The sequence below is a fragment of the Nocardia sp. NPDC055050 genome, assembly GCF_053608345.1.
Genome location: NZ_JBSGVG010000002.1, coordinates 175,053 through 195,751 on the forward strand (window position 1 = coordinate 175,053; position 20,699 = coordinate 195,751).

The window sequence follows — 20,699 nt, forward strand, 5'->3', positions numbered from 1 at the left end:
GATCGAGGCCTATCCCGTGATCCTGATGCCCGGGTCGATCCCCCAGATCGACAGGGAGAACAGGAGATTGATGAACACGACCGTGACGATGGTCATCCGGATCGCCCGGCCGGACGCGACTCCGACACCTTCGGGTCCGCCCGCCGCGGTGTAGCCGTAGTAGCACTGGATGAAGGTCGCCACGGCGGCGAAGACGATGATCTTGAGGATCGAGTAGGCCACATCCACCGGATCGAGGAATTGGTGGAAGTAGTGGTCGTAGGTGCCCAGCGTCGTCCCGCCGAGAAAGGCCACGGTGAACCTCGTCGCGATGTAGGCGATGGCCAGGCCCGCCGTGTAGAGCGGCACGATGGCGACGACGGCCGCCAGCATGCGCGTGGTGATCAGGTAGGGCAGCGGCCGGATGGCGATCGACTCCAGGGCGTCGATCTCCTCGGAGATCCGCATCGAACCCAGCTGCGCGGTGAATCGGCAGCCGGCCTGGGCACCGAACGCCAGCGTCGCCAGCAGCGGTGCCAGTTCCCGCGTCGTGGCGAATCCGGAGATCGCGCCGGTGAGCGGGCTCATGGTGAGCAGGTTCAGCGCGGTGTGCGATTCCATGCCGACGGTGATTCCGCCGAACCCGCACAGGATCACCACGACGCCGATCACCCCGCCGCCGACGATCAAGGAGCCGTTGCCGAAACTCACATCGGTGATCAGCCGCAGCAGTTCCTTCCGATAGTGCTTGAGCACGAACGGAATCGCGGCGATTGCTTGCAGGAACACCAGTCCTTGGTGACCGAGGCGCACCGGAACGGTCGCGGGCGCTGCGGCGGCGGCGCGCAGCCGGCGCACCGGACGCAGCAGAGGTGGCACGTAACCCGAGGCCATCTCAGAGCACCTTCGACGGGAACACAGCGTTGTAGAGCTGCGTGAGGATGATGTTGGCCGCGAACAGGACGATCGCGGAGTTGACGACCGCCGAGTTCACCGCGTTGGCCACGCCCGCCGGTCCGCCGCGGGTGTGCAGCCCGGTGTCGCAGGCGATGATCGCCGCCAGCGCGCCGAAGACCGTGGCCTTGACCATGGCGACGACCAGATCGCCGGCCACCGCGAACGAGGCGAAGGTACCGATGTACGAGCCCGGCGTCCCGTCCTGGATATAGACGTTGAACACATAACCGGTCGCGAAGCCGACGAACACGACCAGCCCGCACAGCAGGGTGCTGACCACGACGGCCGCCGCGAGGCGGGGGGCGACCAGGCGACGGACCGGATCGACGCCCATCACGACCATGGCGTCGATCTCCTCCCGGATGGTGCGCGAACCGAGATCCGCGCAGATCGCCGACCCCACCGCGCCGGCGATCATCAGCGAGGTCACGAGCGGGGCGCCCTGACGGATGATTCCCAGTCCGTTGACCGCGCCGATGAAGGTGGTCGCCCCGACCTGGCTGACGAGCGAGCCGACCTGGATCGACACCACCACCGCGATGGGAATCGCGACCAGCAATGTCGGTGTCGCCGACACACTGGCCATGAACGCGCATTGCTTGACGAATTCCGTGGTGGGAAACCGCCGGGTGAACAGGGCGCGGACCAGTTCGGCGAGTGCCCGGCCGGTCATCAGTACCTGGCGCCCGGCCGTCTCGACGGCGCGTTGCGGGTGTTCGCGCCAGTAGGTCAGCCCGAAGGTGACGACCTGATCACGGGCATCACCACCTCCTGGCGGAGCTGTTGTCCCGGTACTGAATTCACCAGAAATCCTGGTCGACGGCTGCTGCACGATTGTTCACTCTCGGCGGTTGCTGATGGGTCGGAACGAATTGCTGCCGGCGCGGCTCCGAGGCACGAACTCGGTGCGACGCCTGATCCCCCGGGACGTTTTCTACGTTTACGTAGTCATGAATTACTACGCTAGAGTAGATATGTGGACACTAACAGCGCCGCTCACGCGGCACCAGAGCTTTGGGGGATCATTTCCTGATGAGCATCGAAGAGGGCACCGACGGCGTCTGGCGGATCGCCCCGCCGCAACCTGCCCGGCCGCGGCGTCGCAACGGCCCGCGACTACCGCCGGAGGAACGCCGCGAGCAGCTGCTGGACGCGGCCCGCGTGGTCACCGGCCGTGACGGATTGGCCGAGCTCACGATGCAAGCGGTGGCCAAACAAGCCGGCGTCGCCAAACCTGTGCTGTATGCGATCTACCCCACCGCGCCCCAGTTGCTCGACGCGCTGTTGCGGCGCGAACACACCAGGGGAATCGCGCAGGTCCTCGAGGCATTACCAGCGGATTTCGACGATTCCGACCCGGACGTGGAGTACGAGGAAGCGGTCATCGCCTTCCTCACCGCGGTCCAGGACGATCCGGTTCGCTGGCGGTTGATCCTCATGCCCGCCGACGGAGCCCCTGCCTCTTATCGCGGACTGCTCGCCGATGCCAGGGAGAAGGTCATCGCACGCTGCGCCCAACTGCTCGAGACGGGCATCGCGCGGCGCGGTGGCCCCAAGGACGTGGACGTCGAACTCGCCAGTCGCGTCATGCTCGGGTTCATCGAATCGCTCGGCCGGCTGGTCTTGTCGAATCCGGAACTCGCTTCTCCCCAAGCACTTCGGCCCGCGGTGCGGGCACTGACTCGAACCTTGCCCAAGGACGACAAGGGAACTCGGATCATCCCGTCCGGCGGATCGGTGGTCTCGGCCTGGCAGGCCGACAACACGGAGACACTTCCCGACTGACCGGCGTCAGCGTAGCTGGATATCGGAGATCACCAGCGGCGGCCAGGCGATGATCTCACCGATCGCCGAGAACAGCTTGTCGAAGCCGTGCAGATCGTCGAGGTGCTCATGGTGGGCCCCCAGCCAGAACAGCCCGATCAGGAAGTACGGCACCCCGAAGGCGATGCCGAGGAAGATGAGCTGGCGAAGGCTGATCCGATAGCCCAGCAGTTCTTTGATCATCAGAACAGACCCCTCACGCGATCTCGCCGAGCACGGCCTGGGACTCGATCAGACCCTGGTCGTCCGGCGCTTCCCCGCGGCCGAAGACCCGGGCCCGCTGCTTGTCCCGCAGCGCTTGATGGGCGAGCGCGGGAATGTCGTAGCCGTAGAGCTCTTGCGCTTGCCGAGGGGTCATCGTGGTCGTGCTCGCGGGCGGAATCTTCAGCAGCACTGGACCCGCCACCGCCACCGTCATCGGCGAGATCAAGCGCAGCAGCTGAATTTGCAGGCGCGCGTTGAGACTCACCAGAGTGAAGGCAACGCTCATCGGCGTCGTGACGAGCGCGTCGAGCAGCCTGCCCTTCGGCAATCCGGCCATCTCCCGCATCCATCGCGGCATGGTGGCCAGGGTGCCCCGGCGCAGGAAGGCGTACACGATCTTGAACATCGGCCGGACCAGGAGCGGGATCTCCGGCATCATCACCTCCGCCTGCAGCAGGTGGCGCATCGCCTTGCGGGCGATGTCGGACCCGATCAGCTGCGGGCGCATCTGCTCGAAGTACTCGCTGATCCCGGCCCTGGTGCGCGGCACGTCCGCCGGGTCACAAGTCTGTAGTTCCGCCGCTCGCGCACACTCCGCCCAGTACTGCAGTTCGTCGGCCTCGCTGAGCCGGCCGGGACCGTACTTCTCGTAGGCGACGAGGATGGAATGCCATGCCGTCAGGTGGATCCACAGCTGCGACTGCGGATTGTTCGCGTCGTAGGACTGCTTGGTGACGGGGTCGACGCCGATACCCTTGGAGTGGATCTTCACCAGAATGTCGGCCGCGTGCGCGGTCGACCGGCTGTCGGCGAACAGCACCATAGCGAAATATCGCAGCGTGCGGTCGTATCGGGTACGAGGACGGTCGTAGATCGCATGGGTGGCGTCCACCGAGGCCACCAGCGCCGGATCCAGCTCCTCGATCACCACCGCACGCTGGAAGCCGATCGTCAAACTGGTCGGGTAACTCCAGACTTGCCACGCGACCGACTCCGGGCCGAAGAAACCGTAGTCCTCCGCGGGCGTCAGTGGGGGAAGCGACAGCCACTCACGCAAGGAAGCAATTGTTGCCATTGCAGGGTTTCCAATCCATTTTCTACGACTACGTAGAAGTATTACTACGTGTGAGTAGGAATACTAGACCGCTTGCGAGTCCCGAGTCAACGATTCAGCGGGAATCGCCGCTCATTGACCCAGACAGCTACGACACTGGGCATACCACCAATATGGGTAGTTCCAGGCACAATCCGCACACAAGGCCCCTCGAATCCACGGCTACACCCCGTCTGCAGATCCGATCGAGCCCAGACTGCCGTCAACTGACTGAGACAGTTGAATCCTTCCCCGGCATGGCGGAGATCCCAGCTGACACGGACACGCAGGAAGTGGGAGCGATGACCGCGATCGCCCGCACTGCCCGAGCGGAAACGTCGCCAGATGTGTTGTGACCGAACATCTTCGGTCACTCCCTTGTCTTTCGGTCCGCTCAATCCTATATTTGTTTCTCGCCTTAACAAATGATCTCGACAGTCCGGAGCGAACCTGTGAGTCGATTGACGCCAACCCCCGCCGACAAGTTCAGCTTCGGCCTCTGGACGGTCGGATGGCAGGGGCGCGACCCGTTCGGAGATGCCACGCGTCCGCCGCTCGATCCGGTCGAGGTCGTGGGGCGGCTAGCCGAACTCGGCGCCTACGGGGTGACCTTCCACGACGATGACCTGATCCCGTTCGGGGCTTCGGAGGCCGAGCGAGCGGCGATGATCAGTCGCTTCCGCGCGGCGTTGGATGCCCATTCCCTCGCGGTGCCGATGGCAACGACGAATCTGTTCACCCATCCGGTGTTCAAGGACGGCGCTTTCACCGCCAACGACCGGGATGTGCGCCGATACGCGCTGCGCAAGACCATCCGCAATATCGATCTGGCGGTGGAACTCGGCGCGTCGGTGTATGTGGCCTGGGGTGGCCGCGAAGGCGCGGAGTCCGGTGCCGCCAAGGATGTTCGCGTGGCATTGGATCGCCTCGCGGAGGCTTTCGACCTACTCGGACAGTACGTGACCGAGCAGCGGTACCCGATCCGCTTCGCGATCGAACCGAAACCGAACGAGCCGCGCGGAGACATCCTGCTGCCGACGATCGGGCACGCGCTCGCCTTCATCGGCGAGCTCGAGTATCCCGACCTGGTCGGGGTGAATCCCGAGGTCGGTCACGAACAGATGGCCGGGCTCAACTTCGCGCACGGGATCGCCCAGGCGCTGTGGCACGACAAACTGTTCCACATCGATCTCAATGGTCAGAACGGGCCGCGATTCGACCAGGACCTGCGCTTCGGCGGTGGGGACCTGCGCCAGGCGTTCTGGCTCGTGGACATACTCGAACACGGCGGCTATCAGGGACCGCGCCACTTCGACTTCAAGCCCGCGCGCACCGAGAACGCGGCGGGCGTGTGGGAGGCGGCAACGGCCTGCATGCGTAACTACCTGATCCTCGCCGAACGGGCTCGCGCGTTCCGCGCCGACGAGCAGGTGCGACAAGCGCTGCGCGACTCCCGGCTCGACGAGCTCGCGAAACCGACCGCGGATGACGGTTTGGCCGCGTTGCTCGCGGATCGTTCGAGTTTCGAGGATTTCGATGTCGAAGCCGCGGGTGAGCGGGGCATGGCCTTCGAACGGCTCGACCAATTGGCCCTCGAGCATCTGCTCGGCACCCGCTGATGGCCGAGGAGAAACCGATGACAGACGCCGTATACGAACCCGGCACCGCCTTCGCCGACGCCGTCGACACAGTGGCCGCCGGCGAATTCGACGCGCGCGAGGCCGCCGCTGCCCTGCTCGCCCGCCTGTCCGAGGCCGAGAAGTTGTTCCTGCTCGACGGGGATCTGTCGATGTCGCGGGGATTTCTTTCGGCGGCCAAGGGGTACAACAGGATTCCGTACGAGGCGGGGCGGATCGATCGGCTCGGTATTCCCGGTATCCGGTTCAGTGACGGCCCCCGCGGGGTCGTGATGGGGTCCTCAACCGCGTTCCCGGCCGCCATCTCCCGAGCCGCGTCCTGGGATGTGGATCTGGAACGCAGGATCGGCGCGGCGATCGGCGTCGAGGCACGCGCCCAGGGCGCCAACCTCTTCGCCGGTGTCTGCGTCAACCTCGCGCCCGCGCCGGGATGGGGACGATCCCAGGAATCCTACGGCGAGGACCCGGTCCTGCTGGGTGCCATGGGCGCGGCGCTGGTTCGAGGGGCGCGGCCGTGGGTATTGACCTGCGTCAAGCATTTCGCGCTCAACTCCATGGAGGAGGCCCGCTTCCAGGTCGACGTCCAGGTCCCCGAAGATGTCCTGAGAGAGGTCTACCTCCCCCACTTCCGCACCGTGATCGAGGCGGGCGCGGACGCCGTGATGAGCGCCTACAACTCGGCCAACGGCGAGTGGGCCGGCCAGAACCGGCATCTGCTCACCGAAATCCTGCGCGAGGACTGGGGTTTCACCGGTTTCGTGATGACCGACTTCGTCTGGGGCCTACGAGATCCGATCGGATCGGTAGCCGCCGGGCAGGACCTCGAGATGCCGTTCCGTCAACAGCGGGCCGCCGCGCTGCCGCGAGCGTTGCGCGAGGGCCGACTCCGGATGGCCGATGTCGAGCAGGCCGGTATCCGATTGATCGCGGCACAGGTCGCGCTGGCTCTGCGGGCCGAACCGACGCCCGCCCTCGCTGTGGTCGCCTGTGCCGAGCATCGCGCCCTCGCGCGAGAGGCCGCACGCTGCGGATCGGTCCTGCTCCGCAACGAACACGTCGCGGGTGAGCCCGCGCTGCCGTTGACCGGTGACGCGGTGGACCGGGTCGCGGTACTCGGCAGACGCGCCGCGACAGCCAATCTCGGTGACAACGGTTCCTCCAAGGTCCATCCCCCGGTGACGACCAGCGTCCTCGAGGGGATGCGAGCGCGACTGGGCGACCGGGTCGTGCATGCCGATGAGCACACCGCCGCGGTCGCGGCGGCACAGTCGGCGAGCGCCGCCGTCGTGGTCGTCGGTCTCGGCGCCGAGGACGAGGGCGAGGCGCTGGTGGCCATGGACGCCGATGCCGTCCGGTTGTTCGGCGGCATCACTCGCTGGCGACCGGTGGCCGGTGTACTCAGCAAGCTGGCGACCACGCTGCTCGGACGAGCGAAAAGGGGCGGTGACCGACGTGATCTGCGACTGCATCCGGACGATATCCGGCTCATCGAGGATGTGCGCGCGGTCAACGACCGCACGATCGTGGTGGTCGTCGGCGGCGGCACTGTCGTCCTGGACCCTTGGGATAACGACGTCGCGGCGGTACTCCTCGCGTGGTATCCGGGCATGGAAGGCGGTCACGCCATCACCGACATACTGCTCGGCGACAGCGAACCGGGCGGTAGGTTGCCCGTCGTCATTCCCCGTCGGCAAACAGATCTTCCCGCCTCGGACTGGGCGGCACGCACCATCGAATACGGTCGGTGGTGGGGTCAGCGCACACTCGATCGCGACGGGATCGAGCCCGCCTACCCGCTCGGTTTCGGTCTCGGTTATACGACATTCGCGTTCGACGACCTCGAGATCGGACCGGTGAACGGCGATCGCTTCGGCGCCCGCGTCACCGTGGCCAATACCGGTGACCGACCGGGCCGTCATGTCGTCCAGATCTACGCGGTCCGCACCACCGACCCCCTCGCGGTCCGGGAACTGGTCGGATTCCGAGCCGTTGAGCTGGACCCGAGCCGGATCCTCACCATCGAGATCGATTGCACGACCAGACCATTGCAGCGATGGGACGGAAAAGACATGGTGACGCCGGCAGCGGAGTTCGCCATCGAGGCCGCGGCCTATTGCGGGGATCCACATGCCTCGACGGCGACCTTGCCGCTCACCGGCCACCCGATCGGTCAGGAGTGAACGACGACATGGCTCATCCCCGCATCGTGATCGGCGTAGACAGTTCGACGCAAGCCACCAAGGTATTGGCCGTCGATATCGATACCGGAAGGATTCTCGGCACAGGCCGAGCCGCACACACCGTCAGCACCGGTGCCGCCCGCGAATCCGACCCGGACCACTGGTGGGACGCCTACTGCGAGGCGGTCGTGGCCACCGGCCACGCCGACCGAGCCCACGCGGTGGCCGTCGCGGCCCAACAGCACGGGCTGGTCACCCTGGACTCTGCAGGCAAATCGGTGCGTCCGGCCCTGCTCTGGAACGACGTCCGTTCCGCACCACAAGCCCGGGCGATGATCGGCAGGTTCGGTGCGGAGTGGCTGGCCGCCCGGATCGGTTCGGTACCGACCGCGTCGTTCACGGCCACCAAGTGGGCATGGTTGCGGGCCAACGAACCCCGCAACGCCGATCGCACGGTGGCCGTGCGTCTGCCCCACGACTATCTGACCGAGCGGATCACCGGCGCGGCGGTCACCGACCGCGGCGACGCGTCGGGGACCGGCTGGTGGAACGCTGACGGCTACGACCGCGAGATACTCGATCACATCGCACTGGATCCGGCCGCACTGCCCACCGTCCTGCGGCCCCATGCCCACGCCGGTGTCACCAGATCCGGCGGTCCCACACCTGCGGGTATCCCGGTCGCCGCCGGAACCGGAGACAATATGGCCGCAGCGCTCGGACTCGGGCTCGAACCCGGCGTACCCGTCCTGAGCCTGGGCACTTCGGGCACCGCCTACACCGTGGCCCGAACCCGCCCGAACGACCCGACCGGCGTCGTCGCCGGATTCGCCGATGCCACCGACAGATGGTTGCCGCTGGCCTGCACCCTCAACTGCACCCGCGCCGTCGACCACGTAGCCGGGCTCCTCGGCCGCAGCCGCGAGGATGTCGAATCCGGCGGTTCGGTCACCGTGCTGCCGTACTTCGACGGGGAACGCACCCCCGACCTTCCGACCGCCACGGGCTCGGTCCACGGGCTGCGCCACGACACCACCGCGGGCCAACTACTCCAAGCCACCTACGACGGCGCGGTCTTCTCCCTGCTGACCGCACTCGACCGGGTGCTGGCCTGCGACGGCGCCACCGTAACTACGAGCCTGCCGCTGCTGGTGATCGGCGGCGGCGCGCAAGGCACCGCATGGCAGAACACGGTGCGACGCCTGTCCGGTCGGCCGCTGATACTGCCCGCCACCGCGGAGGTAGTCGCCATGGGCGCGGCCGCCCAGGCAGCGAGCCTGCTGACCGGCGAACGCGCAGACGCGGTCGCCCGCCGGTGGCACACCCGCCACGGCACGACCCTCGACCCGCTGCCCCGTGACACGGCGACCGTCGAACGGCTGGCCGCGACCCTGCGCGCGTCCGGGGCCCTGCTGGCCCCCGACCGATACCAGGTGCACTCCGCCACCGGGAAGATGTCCGAATGAGCGACACAACACCCGTACCGGCCTCGCAGCTCGGGATGCGACGACAGAACCTGGCACTGGTCCTGCGCCTGGTCGCCGCGCACACACCGATCTCGCGTGCCACCGTCGCCGCACGTAGCGGGCTGACCAGGGCCGCGGTCTCGAGCCTCGTCGACGAACTGATCACGACCGGCCTCGTGCGAGAAGGCCCGGCCACCACCAGCGGCCGCGCCGGACGCCCCGGCCGAATACTGGCCATGAACGACCGTGGACCGGCCGGACTCGGCATCGAAGTCGGTGTCGGCCACCTCGCCGTCTGTGTGGTCGACCTGCGCGGAGATATTCGCGTCCGGCGCAGAGTCGAGGTCGACAACGCACGGTGCGAGCCCGCCATCACTCTCACCGCGCTCGCTCGACTGACCGACGAGGCCTGTACCGAGGCCGCCACCCTCGATCTGCGGCCCCTTCCACCTGTCCTGGCGGTACCCGGACTTCTCGCCGACCGATCGGGCACGGTGGTCCACGCCCCCAACCTCGGCTGGCACAACGTGCCCACGACGCGATTGTGGCCCGGAACCGCGCTGGCCCGGGTGGACAACGAAGCCAATCTCGGTGCCATGGCCGAACTCTGGACCGGACACGCCGCAACAGACTTCCTGCACGTCTCGGCCGAGGTGGGTATCGGTGCGGCACTGGTCGTCGACGGACACCTGCACACCGGATCCCGCGGTTACGCGGGCGAACTCGGCCACGTTCCCATCCACCCCGAAGGGCCGCCGTGTACCTGCGGTGCCCGCGGCTGCCTCGAGCAATACGCCAGCCAGGACGCCGTCCTGCGCGCGGCCGAGTTGACCGAACGAGCGCGCGATACCGATCCGATCACCCTTCTCACCGAACGCGCCGCCGCAGGCGACATCGCGACCTTGCAGGCGATCCGACGCGCCGGTGACGCCCTCGGCATCGCGCTGGTCACCGCGATCAGCCTCGTCGATCCCGCGGCGGTCGTCCTCGGCGGGGCCTACGCCGAATTGGCGCCGTGGCTGCTGCCACACATCCGCAACCAGCTACGGTCCCGGCTCACCGTGCGTCCCTTCGACACCGAAGCCATCACCGCGTCCGCACTCGGACGTGGGGGTCCCGTACTCGGCGCGGCTTTGACCGGAATCCAACGAATTCTCGCCGCCCCCGGCACTTTCGACGCAGAACAGCCTTCACCCGAAACGATGCCGTAGCCAAGCAGTGACGGCACCTCGACACGTCATTCGGCCCTCGCCGCGCCTACGCTTCGCCCTCGGTGGTGACCTCGAAGGTGTTGAGGAAGTTGCAGACGAGTTGGTAGAACCCGACGGTGAGGACGAAATCGGCTAGTTCGGTGACGCTGAACAGTTCCAGCGCTTCGGTCCGAGCCACCGCGCCGAGCGTGTGCTGGTCGAGGATCGTATCCGTCCAGCGGAGCACGGCAGCTTCCTCGGATCGGAGCCCTTCGCCGCCGCCGGTGGCGGCAGCGGCGATCGCGTCCTCGCTGAGCCCGACCGCGCGCGCGAACTTCTCGTGGTGGTGCAGTTCGTAGGGCGCTGCGTAGACGTGGCCGACGCGCAAGATCGCCAGCTCGCGCAGCGGGAAAGGGACAGAGTTGGTTTGCAGCATGGCGTCTGCCATGGTCAGAAAGCTCAGGCCCATGCCGTGTGAGTGAGCGACCATACGATAGATGTTGGCCGTGTGGGTGGACAGCGCCTTTCGGAGCGCGTCGGGCAGCGTCGCGGGGTCGGGGAAGTTGATGGTCGTCATGGTGTTCTCTTCTGTGGTCATGCGAGCTTGTCGACTTCGCCGCGGATGGGCTCGCTGCCGTCCCAGGTCTGCGCGACTTCCCGGATGTAGCGGAAGAATTGGCCTTTGGGGCCGCTGATGTCGGAGATTTCGATGATGTGGCCGAAGGTCTTCTCGGTGTCGAAGTAGGCGAAGCGGCCGAGGTCACCGCCGATCGACCCTTCGTGGCCTACCTCGTAGCCCAGCGCCAGCGCCTTGTCGTAGAGCGCTTGGTAGTTGTCGGTCCAGTAGGCGATGTGCTGCAAGCCTTCGCGCCCGGAGTCGAGGAATTCCCGGTAGAGCGACGGCGCGTCGTTGCGTGGCTGGATCAGCTCGATCTGCACGTCACCCGAATTGGCCAGCGCCACGCTCATTTTCATCGGCGAATCGCTGCCGCGATAGGTGAAGTAGTCGGTCTCTACGTCGTGGACATAGAACCAGGGGCCTACGCCCTGTGCGATCCATCGGTGCATCTCTGCGTTGATGTCGCGTACGACATAGCCCATTTGGGTGACACTGCCGAAGATCCGGCTCATAGCGATCTCGCTTTCTGTTCGAAGGGTTCGCCGAGGCGTGCGCCCGGCGAGCTGGATTCAGCGGCGTCCCAGTGCCCGATCGAGTAGGTACGGATCGTGGGCATTGATCAGGAGCAGGTCGGGGTCGGCGGCGGTCCACAGCTCGGCGAGACGTTCGTGGTTGGCCTTGACCCTGGTCCAGTCGGCGGCGATGACACGTTCCATCGCGGTGAGAGCCCTTGGCGCGGAACGGGACCCATCGAGCTGGCCGTGGTGATAGAAGGAATCGCCGACATGCAGAATCCAGCTATCACCGGCGTCGACCGCCACCGCCGCGTGACCCCGGCTGTGGCCGGGGAGATTGATCAGCACGATCCCGGGTGAGATGCCGGTGAGCTCTTCCGCACCGGCGAACCCGCGCCATGACTCCCCCGCGGCCGGTGTGTACTCGACGAGGACCGGGTGGTGGGAGCGCTGTGCGGGGAGGTAGCGGCCGCGTTCGATCAGCGTGCGCGGATGCCGGGAAGCGAAGGCCTCTGCCGCGGTGAGGTGCACCCGGGCCCAGGGGAAGTCGGCTAAACCGCCGGCATGGTCGGCGTCGAAGTGGGTGAGCACGATGTGGCGCACATCGTGGGGATCGAAGCCGAGCCTCTGGATCTGCGTGATCGCGGCCTCGGCCGGGTCGAAGACGGGTCGGACGTACCAGCGGCCCGCACCGAACCTCGGCCCCGGAGAACGGGAGTCCTGTAACCCCAGGCCCGCATCCACGAGCACGAGCCCTCGCGGTGTTTCCACCAGCAGCACGTGACAGACCAGCCCGCCGGGAGTCGCGGGTGGGTGCATGGTTCCGCAGTTGAGGTGATGGACCTTCATCCGCCCAGTGCTGCCTTCATCTCGTCCATCGCCGCGGGATCGCCGCTGAGCAAGGCCGGATCGATGACCTGGATCGGGTGGGTGCCGTCCCAGTTCGCCGCCGCGACCTTGATCAGGTCGAAGACGAACTTCTTCGATCCGCTCAGATCCGAGATCTCGACGACGGTGCCGGGATGATGTTCGGTCTCCAGGTAGGCGAATCGACCTGTCGGACCGCCGATTTCGCCTTCCTGTCCGACAGTGAACCCGGCGGCCAGCGCTCGGTCGTAGAGTTCCTGATAGTTCTCCGCCCAGTAGGCGATGTGCTGCACGCCTTCGTGGCCGGCGTCGAGAAAGTCCTTGTACATCGACGGTTCCGCGTTCACGGGCTGAATGAGCTCGAGCTGGATGTCGCCGCTGTTGGCGACCGCGACATCCATCACCATGCCCGACGGCTCACCGCGATAGGTGAAGTTCCCCGGCCGCAGGCCGCGCAGATGAAACCAGGGCCCGATTCCGCTGTCGATGAATCCGCGCAGCGACGACTCGAGATCACGGACGACATAACCGATCTGGCGAATGGTGCCGAACATGTTGGCCCGCGGTGACGGTGCCGGAGCGGGCCCGGTATGCGCGTCGGCGAAGGACAAGATGACCTTGCCGACCGCCGAGTTCCGCCGGAGCCGCTCGGCCGCGTGCTCGGCTTGTTCGGGGGCGAAAACGGCGTCCACGCGTGGGCTGATCGTTCCCGCGGCGACCGCGGGAAGGACCTGCGAGGTCAGCGCGGCGACTACCTCGGCCAGCTCGGCACGGGTGCGGATGCTGAAGGTGGTGCCGAGCAGCCGCTGGCGACGGAAAGCGATCGTGTCCAGATCGAGGGTGGTCGTGGCGCCGGCAAGTCGGCCGATACTGACGATGGCGCCGCCGATCGCGGTGGCAGCGGGCAGCTGCGCGAAGAGTTCACCGCCGACATGGTCGAGGGTGATATCGACGCCGTTGCCGTTCGTCGCGGACGCCACCGCTGCCGCGAGATCCTCACCGGTGGTATCGACAGCCAGGTCCGCGCCCGCGGCGGTGAGTGCGTCTCGCTTGTCCGCGCTGGTGGTTGTCGCGATGACGGTGCTCGCGCCGAGTGCTTTGGCGAGTTGAATGCCGACCAGCCCGATCGAGCTGGTCCCACCGACGATCAGCACGCTGTTGCCCGCGACGAAACCCGCCTGACTGACCAGCGCGTCGTGTTCGGTGATCAGCCCGATCGGCAGGGACGCGGCCTCCTCGAAGCTCAGCCCCTCGGGGATGGGCACGAGTAACCGTGGATCACACAGCGCGTAGTCGGCGAAGCCGCCGATCGTGATCCCCATGACCCGAGTCCCCGCGCACAGATGTGGCGCGAGCGGACTCGACGTCTCCACAATGCCCGCTACTTCCATGCCCGCGGTGAATTCACCCGGCTGCTGGGAGTTGGCAGAGTAGTTACCTTCCAGGGCGTAGAGGTCGGCGCGGTTCAGCCCGGCGGCCATCACCTGAATGCGGACCGCACCGAGTTGGTGCGGAGTATCGATATCGCGCAGCTGCCAGTGGGGTCCGGCGCCGCCGATGAGTGCACGCATGTGCGGGATTCCTTTCACAGCATTGTGGAATGGCTGGTTGGCCCTGAGGTCACCGGTGCGTGATCGCACCGTGGGTGAATGTCGGCGAGGTACCAGGATTGGTCCACGCCGCTGTCAGCTCGCTCGACGGGAAGAACTGCACGAAGCGAGAATCGCGTTGGCTTCGATCGGCCAGCGTCTTCTCCAAGATGATCGAGTTGTATTGATCGACAGTGGTTTCGATGGTGTTGGCATTGAGCACGATCTCCTGTCCCCACTCCCGCGCCCAACGCGCGATCCCGGGCATCTGGGAGAACTCCGGAGTGAGGCATTCCGCAGCGATGACGTTCTCACTGCTGACCCAGACCCCGGTGGAGGTCTGGAGCACCAAGCTCTGGTTACCGAAGACGTGGCCGGGGGTTTTCACCACCGCGACGCCGGGACCGAGTACCACCGACCCGTCGATGGGCAAGAACGACTCCGGCGACACATCGCGGTAGGCCCCGGGCTGATACCACGGGCGCTGCATCGGGTGCAGATCCGCCATCGCGGCCAGTTCGTCACGCTGCACGATGACCTTCGCGCGCGGGAAAACGGGTTTCGGTTGCTCGCCGAGGTCGGCCTGGTGAGTGGTGGTGCCGATCCAGCGGCGCAGGTCCTGGGTATGCAGGTGGTCGAACATCAGGTAATCGACCTCGGCCGGATCGATTCCGAGGCGGGACAGGTGCTCGACCACAGTGCCGTGTTCGGTCACCATCCGTTTCGACACCATGGCGGGGGTCCGTTCGACGAGCTTGTCGAAGTACGGCGTGTAGCGGCCGAGTTCGACATCGCTGGGCTCGAAGAGCAGCACCCGTGGCGTCCCGTCGCTCTCACGCCACCTGATGACCAACATCCGGTTGGTGATCGCGAGGAACGGCGCTATCGCGCGGGACGCGCGGAACAAGCCGAACCGTGTCGGATACGGCAGGGTGACCAGGTCACAGGTCGTGACGCTGTCGGGAGTGCCGGTTCCGAGGAACTCTTGCCTGAACGCCACCGCTTGGGCCCGGATCGCGGTGAGCCGGGCACCCGGGCCACCAGAGATCGCCGAGAGGTCGGTCAGGCTGTCGACCCGCACACCAACACTCGCCAGATCCAGCACATCGCCTTGATGCCAGGGCATCCGCATCGATTTCACCTCACGTCATTAATTCCACGGTGTGGGATTAATGACAGATTAAACCCACACCGTGGAAATATGCAAGAGTGGGTTTAATGAACGCCATGACCGATGCGACAACAGGCCTGCGACAGCCCCGACGAGGCCGTCCGCCGAAGACTCAGGCCCAGCTTTCACGCACCGCGATCCGCGAGGCCGCGCTCTCGGTCATCGACGCCGAGGGCACAGACGCCGTCAGCATGCGGTCGGTCAGCCGGGTCCTGGGGGTCGACGCCAAAAGCCTCTACCACTACGTCGAGGACAAAGGCGATCTGCTCGACGCTGTCGCCGAGCATGTACTCGAACAACTACGCCCGCCGGAATCGACCGACTCGATCGAGCGCGATATTCGCGCGTGGGCCAACGAATTCCGCCGAATCACCCTCGCCCACCCCCAGGCCGCGACGCTGGTGCTGACCCGCCAACTCTCCTCGACAGTCGGCCTGGCCCCCGTCGAAGGAATCCTTGCCGTGCTACGACGCACGGGCCGCAGCCCCGAGGAGGCGGTCCATCTCATGCGCACGCTGCTGGCAACGCTCATCGGAACATTGCTGCGCGAGGCCGCAGCCGGACCGACGTTCGGGTCGGAAGACCCCACCCAGATCGCCGAGCGTCAGTCCACGCTCGAAGGATCGGGACTGCCGCAGATCGGACTCGCCGCACCGTTTCTCGCCCGATTCGACCGCGATCGCGAGTTCGACTTCACAGTCGACCTGATCGTCCGCCTCGCCACCACCCCGATATCACCGGCAAGCCCATGAGCCGCACCGACACCGCCGATCGGCCGGAAGACGTGACGATGCGCATCCCATTCGACGTCGCCGAGAACACGACGAAGCACCGGAACCTGTTCTACCGTAACAAGATTCGAGTTTTCACCGGTTAGCCTTGTGGCCCGGCAACCGACCGTGGCCGGGAGGACCTGATGACAGCGTCACCAACTCGACTCCGCACCCTGCACCGCCGACTACTCGGCTCGGTCACCACACTCGGCATCGTCGCCGCACTCACCGCACCCGGTGTCGCCTCCGCGGCCACCGCGACAGTGGATCATCGCATCACCCGCAGCGAACGCTGGGAGCAGCTCTACGTCTTCTCCCCCGCCATGGGCCGCGTCGTCGGGCTCGACATCCTGCACCCCACCGGCACCGCCCAACGCCCGACGCTGTACCTACTCGACGGCACCGGCGCCGACAACAGCCAAACTCAGAGCACCTGGACCCTGCGCACCGACGCCACCCGCTTCTTCGCCGACAAGAACGTCAACGTGGTCATGCCCATCGGCGGCGGCGGCACCTTCTACACCGATTGGCTCGACGACGACACCGTCCTCGGACACAACCGCTGGGAAACCTTCCTCACCCGCGAACTACCACCGCTGATCGACCGAGAACTGAAAGGCAACGGCAAGAACGCGGTCGCGGGACTGTCGATGGGCGGCCACGCGGCAGCCACCCTGGCCTTCCGCAACCCCGGACTCTACCGAGCCGTCGGCGTCTACAGTGGCTGCCTGCTCACCTCAGGCGTCGGACAACCGATGGTGCGCGCCACCGTCCACAACCGAGGTGGCAACCCCGACAACATGTGGGGCGGATCGCTGGACCCGGGATGGGCAGCCCACGACCCGACCGAACACCTCGACGCGCTCCGCGATACCACCGTCTACATGTCGGTCGGCAGCGGCACCCCAGGCCCCGCCGACGTCGACTTCGACCCGAGCTTCTCCTACCCCATCGACCTGTTCGGCGCGATCAGCCTCGAGGAAGGCGCACTCAACTGCACCCGCACCGTCGAAAAGACCATGCGCACCGCCGGCCTCACACCGACCGTGCGCTACACCTTGTTCGGCACCCACGCATGGCCGTACTGGCAAGACGCACTCCACAGTTCCTGGCCGACCCTGCGCACCGGATTAGGTCTGTAACCACCTGGGACCACCCGACCGAGCCGACAAGCGCTGCCGGGCTGGATCGGGTGGTGAGCCGGAAGTCGTTGTCACGGAAGGGGTGTTGAGCATCCGCTTCGTTGGCAGTCGGTCCGAACTGCGTCTGCCTGATCTGCGTCTGGATGGTCTCGAGAAACGAATCTCGGACTGAACTTCACGGCGGTCGGCCTCGGTGTGGAGGTCGGCCGCTGCGTCTTTGTCCGGCAGCTGGATCCAGTGCACGCAGCGGATCAGTAGAACTGTCACGGATGGCGTGAGTGAGTTCATAGAGCGTGTGCCGCATTCGCAAGTAGGTTCTTGAATATGGACAACGACGGACCCAGCCGGACAGCGCTCATCACCGCCTACGCCCGCGCCTATCACCAGATCGTTGACCGACCGCTGATCTTCACCGATCCTCTGGCGGCACGTCTGCTCGGCGTCACCGCCGAGGAACTGGCCGAATTGGGCACGCCCACAACCGATCACCTCGGTGACGGGGCCAGCGATCGGTCCCGTCGGCTGTTCTTCGCCGCACGCGCGCGCTTCGCCGAGGACGTCGTGGCCGCGGCCTTCGCCGCGGGTGTGCGGCAGGTCGTTGTCCTCGGCGCAGGCCTGGACACGTTCGCCTATCGCAATCCGTTTCCGGACTTGCGTGTCTTCGAGGTCGACCACCCCGCCACCCAAGCGTGGAAACGCGAACGTCTGACCGCCGCCGGAATCGACCGCCCTGAGACATTGGCCTTTGTGCCGGTCGATTTCGAAACACAAACGCTGGCAGCAGGATTGGCATCCACCGGATTCACACGGACGGAACCGGCCGTCTTCGTGTGGCTCGGCGTCGTCTTCTATCTGACTCCCGACGCCGCCCACACCACTCTCGAATACATCGCCGGTCAGAGCCAGCCGGTCGAGGTGGTCTTCGACTACCTACAGCCCGCGAACACCGACGAAGACAGTGCGCACCAGCAGGCACGTGCTGATCGACTGGCCGACGTCGGCGAACCCGTGTACAGCTACTTCACACCCGACGATATTGCCGCACAGCTGCGAGCCCTCGGCTTCACCAGCCTCGAAGACCACTCCGCCCCCGACCTGGTCACTCACTACCTCGGCGGATCCGCAAGATTCGGAAGCGAACCGCCCCACGCCCTGCGCGCCATCCGCATGCTGCGCGCGAGCCGCTCAGGCTCGCCCGCCGGGAACTGGTAGCCGCACCGCTGGTCATTCTCCTGACAGCACCGCGCGATCCACCCGGCGCATGGTGACGTCGTAGGCCGCTCCGGCCATGTCCGGACGGTCCGGGTCGGGCAACCAGGTGCCGGTGATCGTGGCACCGTCGGAGCTGATGGTGCCGGTGTAGGTCATACCCAGACCGGCATGGACGAGGGTGTCTCCTCGACGGCTCCACCGGTAGCTCAGCGGAGCAGCGGAACCGGAATAGACATGCGCGGCGAAGTCCGAGGTGGTTCCGTCCGCCCAGATCAATTCCAGGCTGTGGATCTGCGTGTCACCGATCAGCATGGTGCCGTCGAGCTGCAGGAGCCCGCCATCGAGGATGCGGGTCGCGGTGACAACCCCGGCGATGTCGTCGTGGTCCGACGTGTGGGTGCGCCCGGTCAGTTCCCAGGAGCCGAGCAGAACATCGAGATCGTTGATCGTCATGTGGTTCCTCGCTCGAGTAGTTTGTCCGGCCCTCACCAGGCCATCTCCTACCTAGGTCGAACGGGAGCCGTGCAAATCGACACTCTTACCCGCCACAAGCGGATCCGACCGAGTCCCGTCGCGGTGTGCGCGGCAGCGCCTGGATGACGCTGCCGGCCGAGATGGGACGCTGGGGCAGGGCGCAGCGATCGCGGCCTGTCAGCGACCCGCTGAGACCGCCCCGTCCGAAACAGTCAGATTCATTCCCCGCATCCTCACCTGACCGCATCGCAGCCACCGGAGTTGCTAGTGGGGCGATGCGGCCGACCGGCGTGGGCTCGAGGTCGATGGAGGTCGGCGCTGCTAGGGCAGCGCCGCGCAGTTCACCGGAGCGGGCACGCCGGCGAGGCGATCGACCATCCAGGGCTGCGAGCTCGTCAGCGACGGGAAGAAGCCCAGATCGTGGGTGCCCAAGACGCCCGACATCGCGGGCACCGTGTCGTCCGCATCCAGCAGTACCGCCGCACCACCACCACACCATCGCGCGACCAGATCACGCGCGGCGGGGTAGGCGGCCTTGTCGTCGTACCTGGCCGAGTAGACGCGCACTGGCGCCGCGGGAGCGGACCCGCCGAGCCGCTGCTCGTCGAACGCCTTCTTCAACTCGGGGGAACCGTCGATCACGGCCGTGAGCGGCCGTCCGCTGGTCGTCCACCGCGACGTGTCCTGGGGCTGGACGAAAGTCTCGGAGAGACCGCCCCCACACGTGCCGACGGAGTCGTGCAGGATCGCCTTACCGGTGTCGTTGAGCTCGGCGTCGAGTACCGGGCGTGTGTCGGGGTAGTCGGCGGCAATTCCGTTGAGCACCCACGCGATCGCAGGTGCGACGCCGGGGTTGCCGTCGCTGCGCACGATGAAATCCTGCGGCCCCACCACCGGCCCGCCCACGTGCACCCCGCGCACGTTGAGTTCGGGTGCGTACTCGGCCTGCAGTTCGCCGGCGGCAGCGGAGGCCATCCCGCCCTGGGAGTAGCCGTAGATGATGACCGGTGAATCCGGGCCGAGCCCCGAACCGGGCAGCCGCAGCGTGGCGCGCGCGGAATCCAGCACCGCGTGCGCCTGCGTCCTACGGTTGAGGAAGTCGTGCACTCCCGGTACCGCGAAGTCGTGATAGTCGGTCATCACCACCGGCATCCCGCTCGCCAGGATTTGATAGATCGCGATGATGTCGTATTCGAACACCACGTCGGCAGGCGGCTGGTACCGGATCACCTGCCCCAGCATCGCCGACGGCGAGCAGTCGGCACTCTGCCCCTGTGCGCCGCCCGCGTAGGCCACCAGTGGTCGCGGGCCGGGGCCGGTCCAGGCCTGAGTCGGCTCCAGATAGGTGCCGACCACCGTCTTCGGCGCGCCGTGGGTGTCGTTGCTGGTGTAGACGAGGCGGGTGGATCGTGCCGGTATCGGCCCGCCCGGGCCGGGAATCGTAACGGCCGTCGCCGAACCATCGGCACGGACGATGTCACCCCCCGCCACCTTCAACTGCGGCGGCTGGGCCCCTACCGTCGGTGTGGCCACGACCCCGGCGGCAACGACCACCAGGGTTCCCGTGAGTGCTGCAATCCACGCGCGTTTTCCGCTCTTCATACCGATCCTTCGTGCGAGGTGATCCGTCCAGGGCAGCTATCGAACCGAACAGCACAATCGCCACGGATGGAGCGCAACACCGCTTGTCAGCGGATCGTGAGCAGAAGAGCGTGATGTTCGACCCGACAGATCTAAATCGAAACTGCGGGCATCTCCGTCGAGCACAGAACACGGCACGGACATCACGGTGCCGGGGCCACAGCTT

Annotated in this window: 20 protein-coding genes; 9 read left to right on the top strand and 11 right to left on the bottom strand. The window is 66.4% G+C overall.

Features of this window, described 5'->3' with window-relative positions; all coding sequences use genetic code 11:
- Positions 1–9 precede the first annotated feature (9 nt).
- Positions 10–873, bottom strand: a complete 864-nt coding sequence (locus ACWGCN_RS03340; RefSeq protein ID WP_378992868.1) for an ABC transporter permease — start codon at positions 871–873, stop codon at positions 10–12.
- A 1-nt stretch (position 874) separates the two neighbouring features.
- Complete coding sequence (locus ACWGCN_RS03345) at positions 875–1,768, bottom strand: MlaE family ABC transporter permease (protein WP_452458035.1); 894 nt, start codon at positions 1,766–1,768, stop codon at positions 875–877.
- Positions 1,769–1,968: 200 nt separating this feature from the next.
- Between ACWGCN_RS03345 and ACWGCN_RS03350 the strand changes: the two genes are divergently transcribed.
- Entirely contained in the window at positions 1,969–2,721 is a 753-nt protein-coding gene (locus ACWGCN_RS03350; RefSeq protein WP_379312772.1) for a TetR/AcrR family transcriptional regulator, read from the top strand.
- 6 nt (positions 2,722–2,727) lie between these two features.
- Here the strand turns inward: ACWGCN_RS03350 and ACWGCN_RS03355 are convergent, their stop codons facing one another.
- Both ACWGCN_RS03355 and ACWGCN_RS03360 read right to left on the bottom strand, forming a co-directional pair.
- A complete protein-coding gene (locus ACWGCN_RS03355; protein ID WP_378992864.1) occupies positions 2,728–2,943 on the bottom strand; it encodes a hypothetical protein in 216 nt (71 codons plus the stop codon).
- A gap of 13 nt (positions 2,944–2,956) precedes the next feature.
- Positions 2,957–4,039 carry an oxygenase MpaB family protein gene (locus tag ACWGCN_RS03360; RefSeq protein ID WP_378992862.1) on the bottom strand — a complete coding sequence of 361 codons (1,083 nt, stop codon included), beginning with the start codon at positions 4,037–4,039 and terminating at the stop codon, positions 2,957–2,959.
- 443 nt (positions 4,040–4,482) lie between these two features.
- On the opposite strand from ACWGCN_RS03360, the gene xylA reads away from it, so the two are divergent.
- From xylA to ACWGCN_RS03380, 4 genes are read left to right on the top strand one after another with little or no spacing between them, the layout of a single operon-like run.
- Complete coding sequence (gene xylA / locus ACWGCN_RS03365) at positions 4,483–5,676, top strand: xylose isomerase (protein ID WP_452458036.1); 1,194 nt, start codon at positions 4,483–4,485, stop codon at positions 5,674–5,676.
- Between the two features lie 17 nt (positions 5,677–5,693).
- Positions 5,694–7,874, top strand: coding sequence for a glycoside hydrolase family 3 C-terminal domain-containing protein (locus ACWGCN_RS03370; protein ID WP_452458037.1), 2,181 nt, complete (start codon positions 5,694–5,696; stop codon positions 7,872–7,874).
- 8 nt (positions 7,875–7,882) lie between these two features.
- A complete protein-coding gene (gene xylB, locus ACWGCN_RS03375) occupies positions 7,883–9,340 on the top strand; it encodes a xylulokinase (protein ID WP_452458038.1) in 1,458 nt (485 codons plus the stop codon).
- Positions 9,337–10,551: an ROK family protein gene (locus ACWGCN_RS03380; RefSeq protein WP_452458039.1), complete on the top strand. Its 1,215-nt coding sequence runs from the start codon at positions 9,337–9,339 to the stop codon at positions 10,549–10,551. The genes xylB and ACWGCN_RS03380 overlap by 4 nt, the downstream gene beginning before the upstream one ends.
- A gap of 46 nt (positions 10,552–10,597) precedes the next feature.
- Here ACWGCN_RS03380 and ACWGCN_RS03385 read toward each other — a convergent pair whose 3' ends face one another.
- From ACWGCN_RS03385 to ACWGCN_RS03405, 5 genes are read right to left on the bottom strand one after another with little or no spacing between them, the layout of a single operon-like run.
- Positions 10,598–11,128, bottom strand: a complete 531-nt coding sequence (locus tag ACWGCN_RS03385) for a carboxymuconolactone decarboxylase family protein (RefSeq protein WP_452458040.1) — start codon at positions 11,126–11,128, stop codon at positions 10,598–10,600.
- On the bottom strand, positions 11,125–11,661 hold the full coding sequence (locus ACWGCN_RS03390; protein WP_452458041.1) for a VOC family protein: 537 nt from the start codon (positions 11,659–11,661) through the stop codon (positions 11,125–11,127). The genes ACWGCN_RS03385 and ACWGCN_RS03390 overlap by 4 nt, the downstream gene beginning before the upstream one ends.
- 57 nt (positions 11,662–11,718) lie before the next feature.
- Positions 11,719–12,513 (bottom strand): MBL fold metallo-hydrolase, encoded by a 795-nt coding sequence (locus ACWGCN_RS03395; RefSeq protein ID WP_452458042.1) that lies wholly within the window; start codon positions 12,511–12,513, stop codon positions 11,719–11,721.
- Positions 12,510–14,102: a zinc-binding dehydrogenase gene (locus tag ACWGCN_RS03400; protein WP_378992858.1), complete on the bottom strand. Its 1,593-nt coding sequence runs from the start codon at positions 14,100–14,102 to the stop codon at positions 12,510–12,512. Before ACWGCN_RS03400 ends, ACWGCN_RS03395 begins: the two co-directional genes overlap by 4 nt.
- 49 nt (positions 14,103–14,151) lie before the next feature.
- Positions 14,152–15,252 (bottom strand): hypothetical protein, encoded by a 1,101-nt coding sequence (locus tag ACWGCN_RS03405; protein WP_452458043.1) that lies wholly within the window; start codon positions 15,250–15,252, stop codon positions 14,152–14,154.
- A 95-nt stretch (positions 15,253–15,347) separates the two neighbouring features.
- Between ACWGCN_RS03405 and ACWGCN_RS03410 the strand changes: the two genes are divergently transcribed.
- The 4 genes from ACWGCN_RS03410 (at position 15,348) to ACWGCN_RS03425 (ending at position 18,418) form a co-directional block, all read left to right on the top strand.
- Positions 15,348–16,043: a TetR/AcrR family transcriptional regulator gene (locus ACWGCN_RS03410; RefSeq protein ID WP_452458044.1), complete on the top strand. Its 696-nt coding sequence runs from the start codon at positions 15,348–15,350 to the stop codon at positions 16,041–16,043.
- Positions 16,040–16,168: a hypothetical protein gene (locus ACWGCN_RS03415; RefSeq protein ID WP_387446647.1), complete on the top strand. Its 129-nt coding sequence runs from the start codon at positions 16,040–16,042 to the stop codon at positions 16,166–16,168. Before ACWGCN_RS03410 ends, ACWGCN_RS03415 begins: the two co-directional genes overlap by 4 nt.
- A 39-nt stretch (positions 16,169–16,207) precedes the next feature.
- Positions 16,208–17,206, top strand: a complete 999-nt coding sequence (locus ACWGCN_RS03420; RefSeq protein WP_452458045.1) for an alpha/beta hydrolase — start codon at positions 16,208–16,210, stop codon at positions 17,204–17,206.
- 324 nt (positions 17,207–17,530) lie between these two features.
- Entirely contained in the window at positions 17,531–18,418 is an 888-nt protein-coding gene (locus ACWGCN_RS03425) for a class I SAM-dependent methyltransferase (protein ID WP_452458046.1), read from the top strand.
- 12 nt (positions 18,419–18,430) lie between these two features.
- On the opposite strand, the gene ACWGCN_RS03430 is transcribed toward ACWGCN_RS03425, so the two are convergent.
- On the bottom strand, positions 18,431–18,871 hold the full coding sequence (locus ACWGCN_RS03430) for a hypothetical protein (protein WP_452458047.1): 441 nt from the start codon (positions 18,869–18,871) through the stop codon (positions 18,431–18,433).
- 342 nt (positions 18,872–19,213) lie between these two features.
- A complete protein-coding gene (locus tag ACWGCN_RS03435; protein WP_379315285.1) occupies positions 19,214–20,494 on the bottom strand; it encodes a lipase family protein in 1,281 nt (426 codons plus the stop codon).
- Positions 20,495–20,699: the final 205 nt, after the last annotated feature.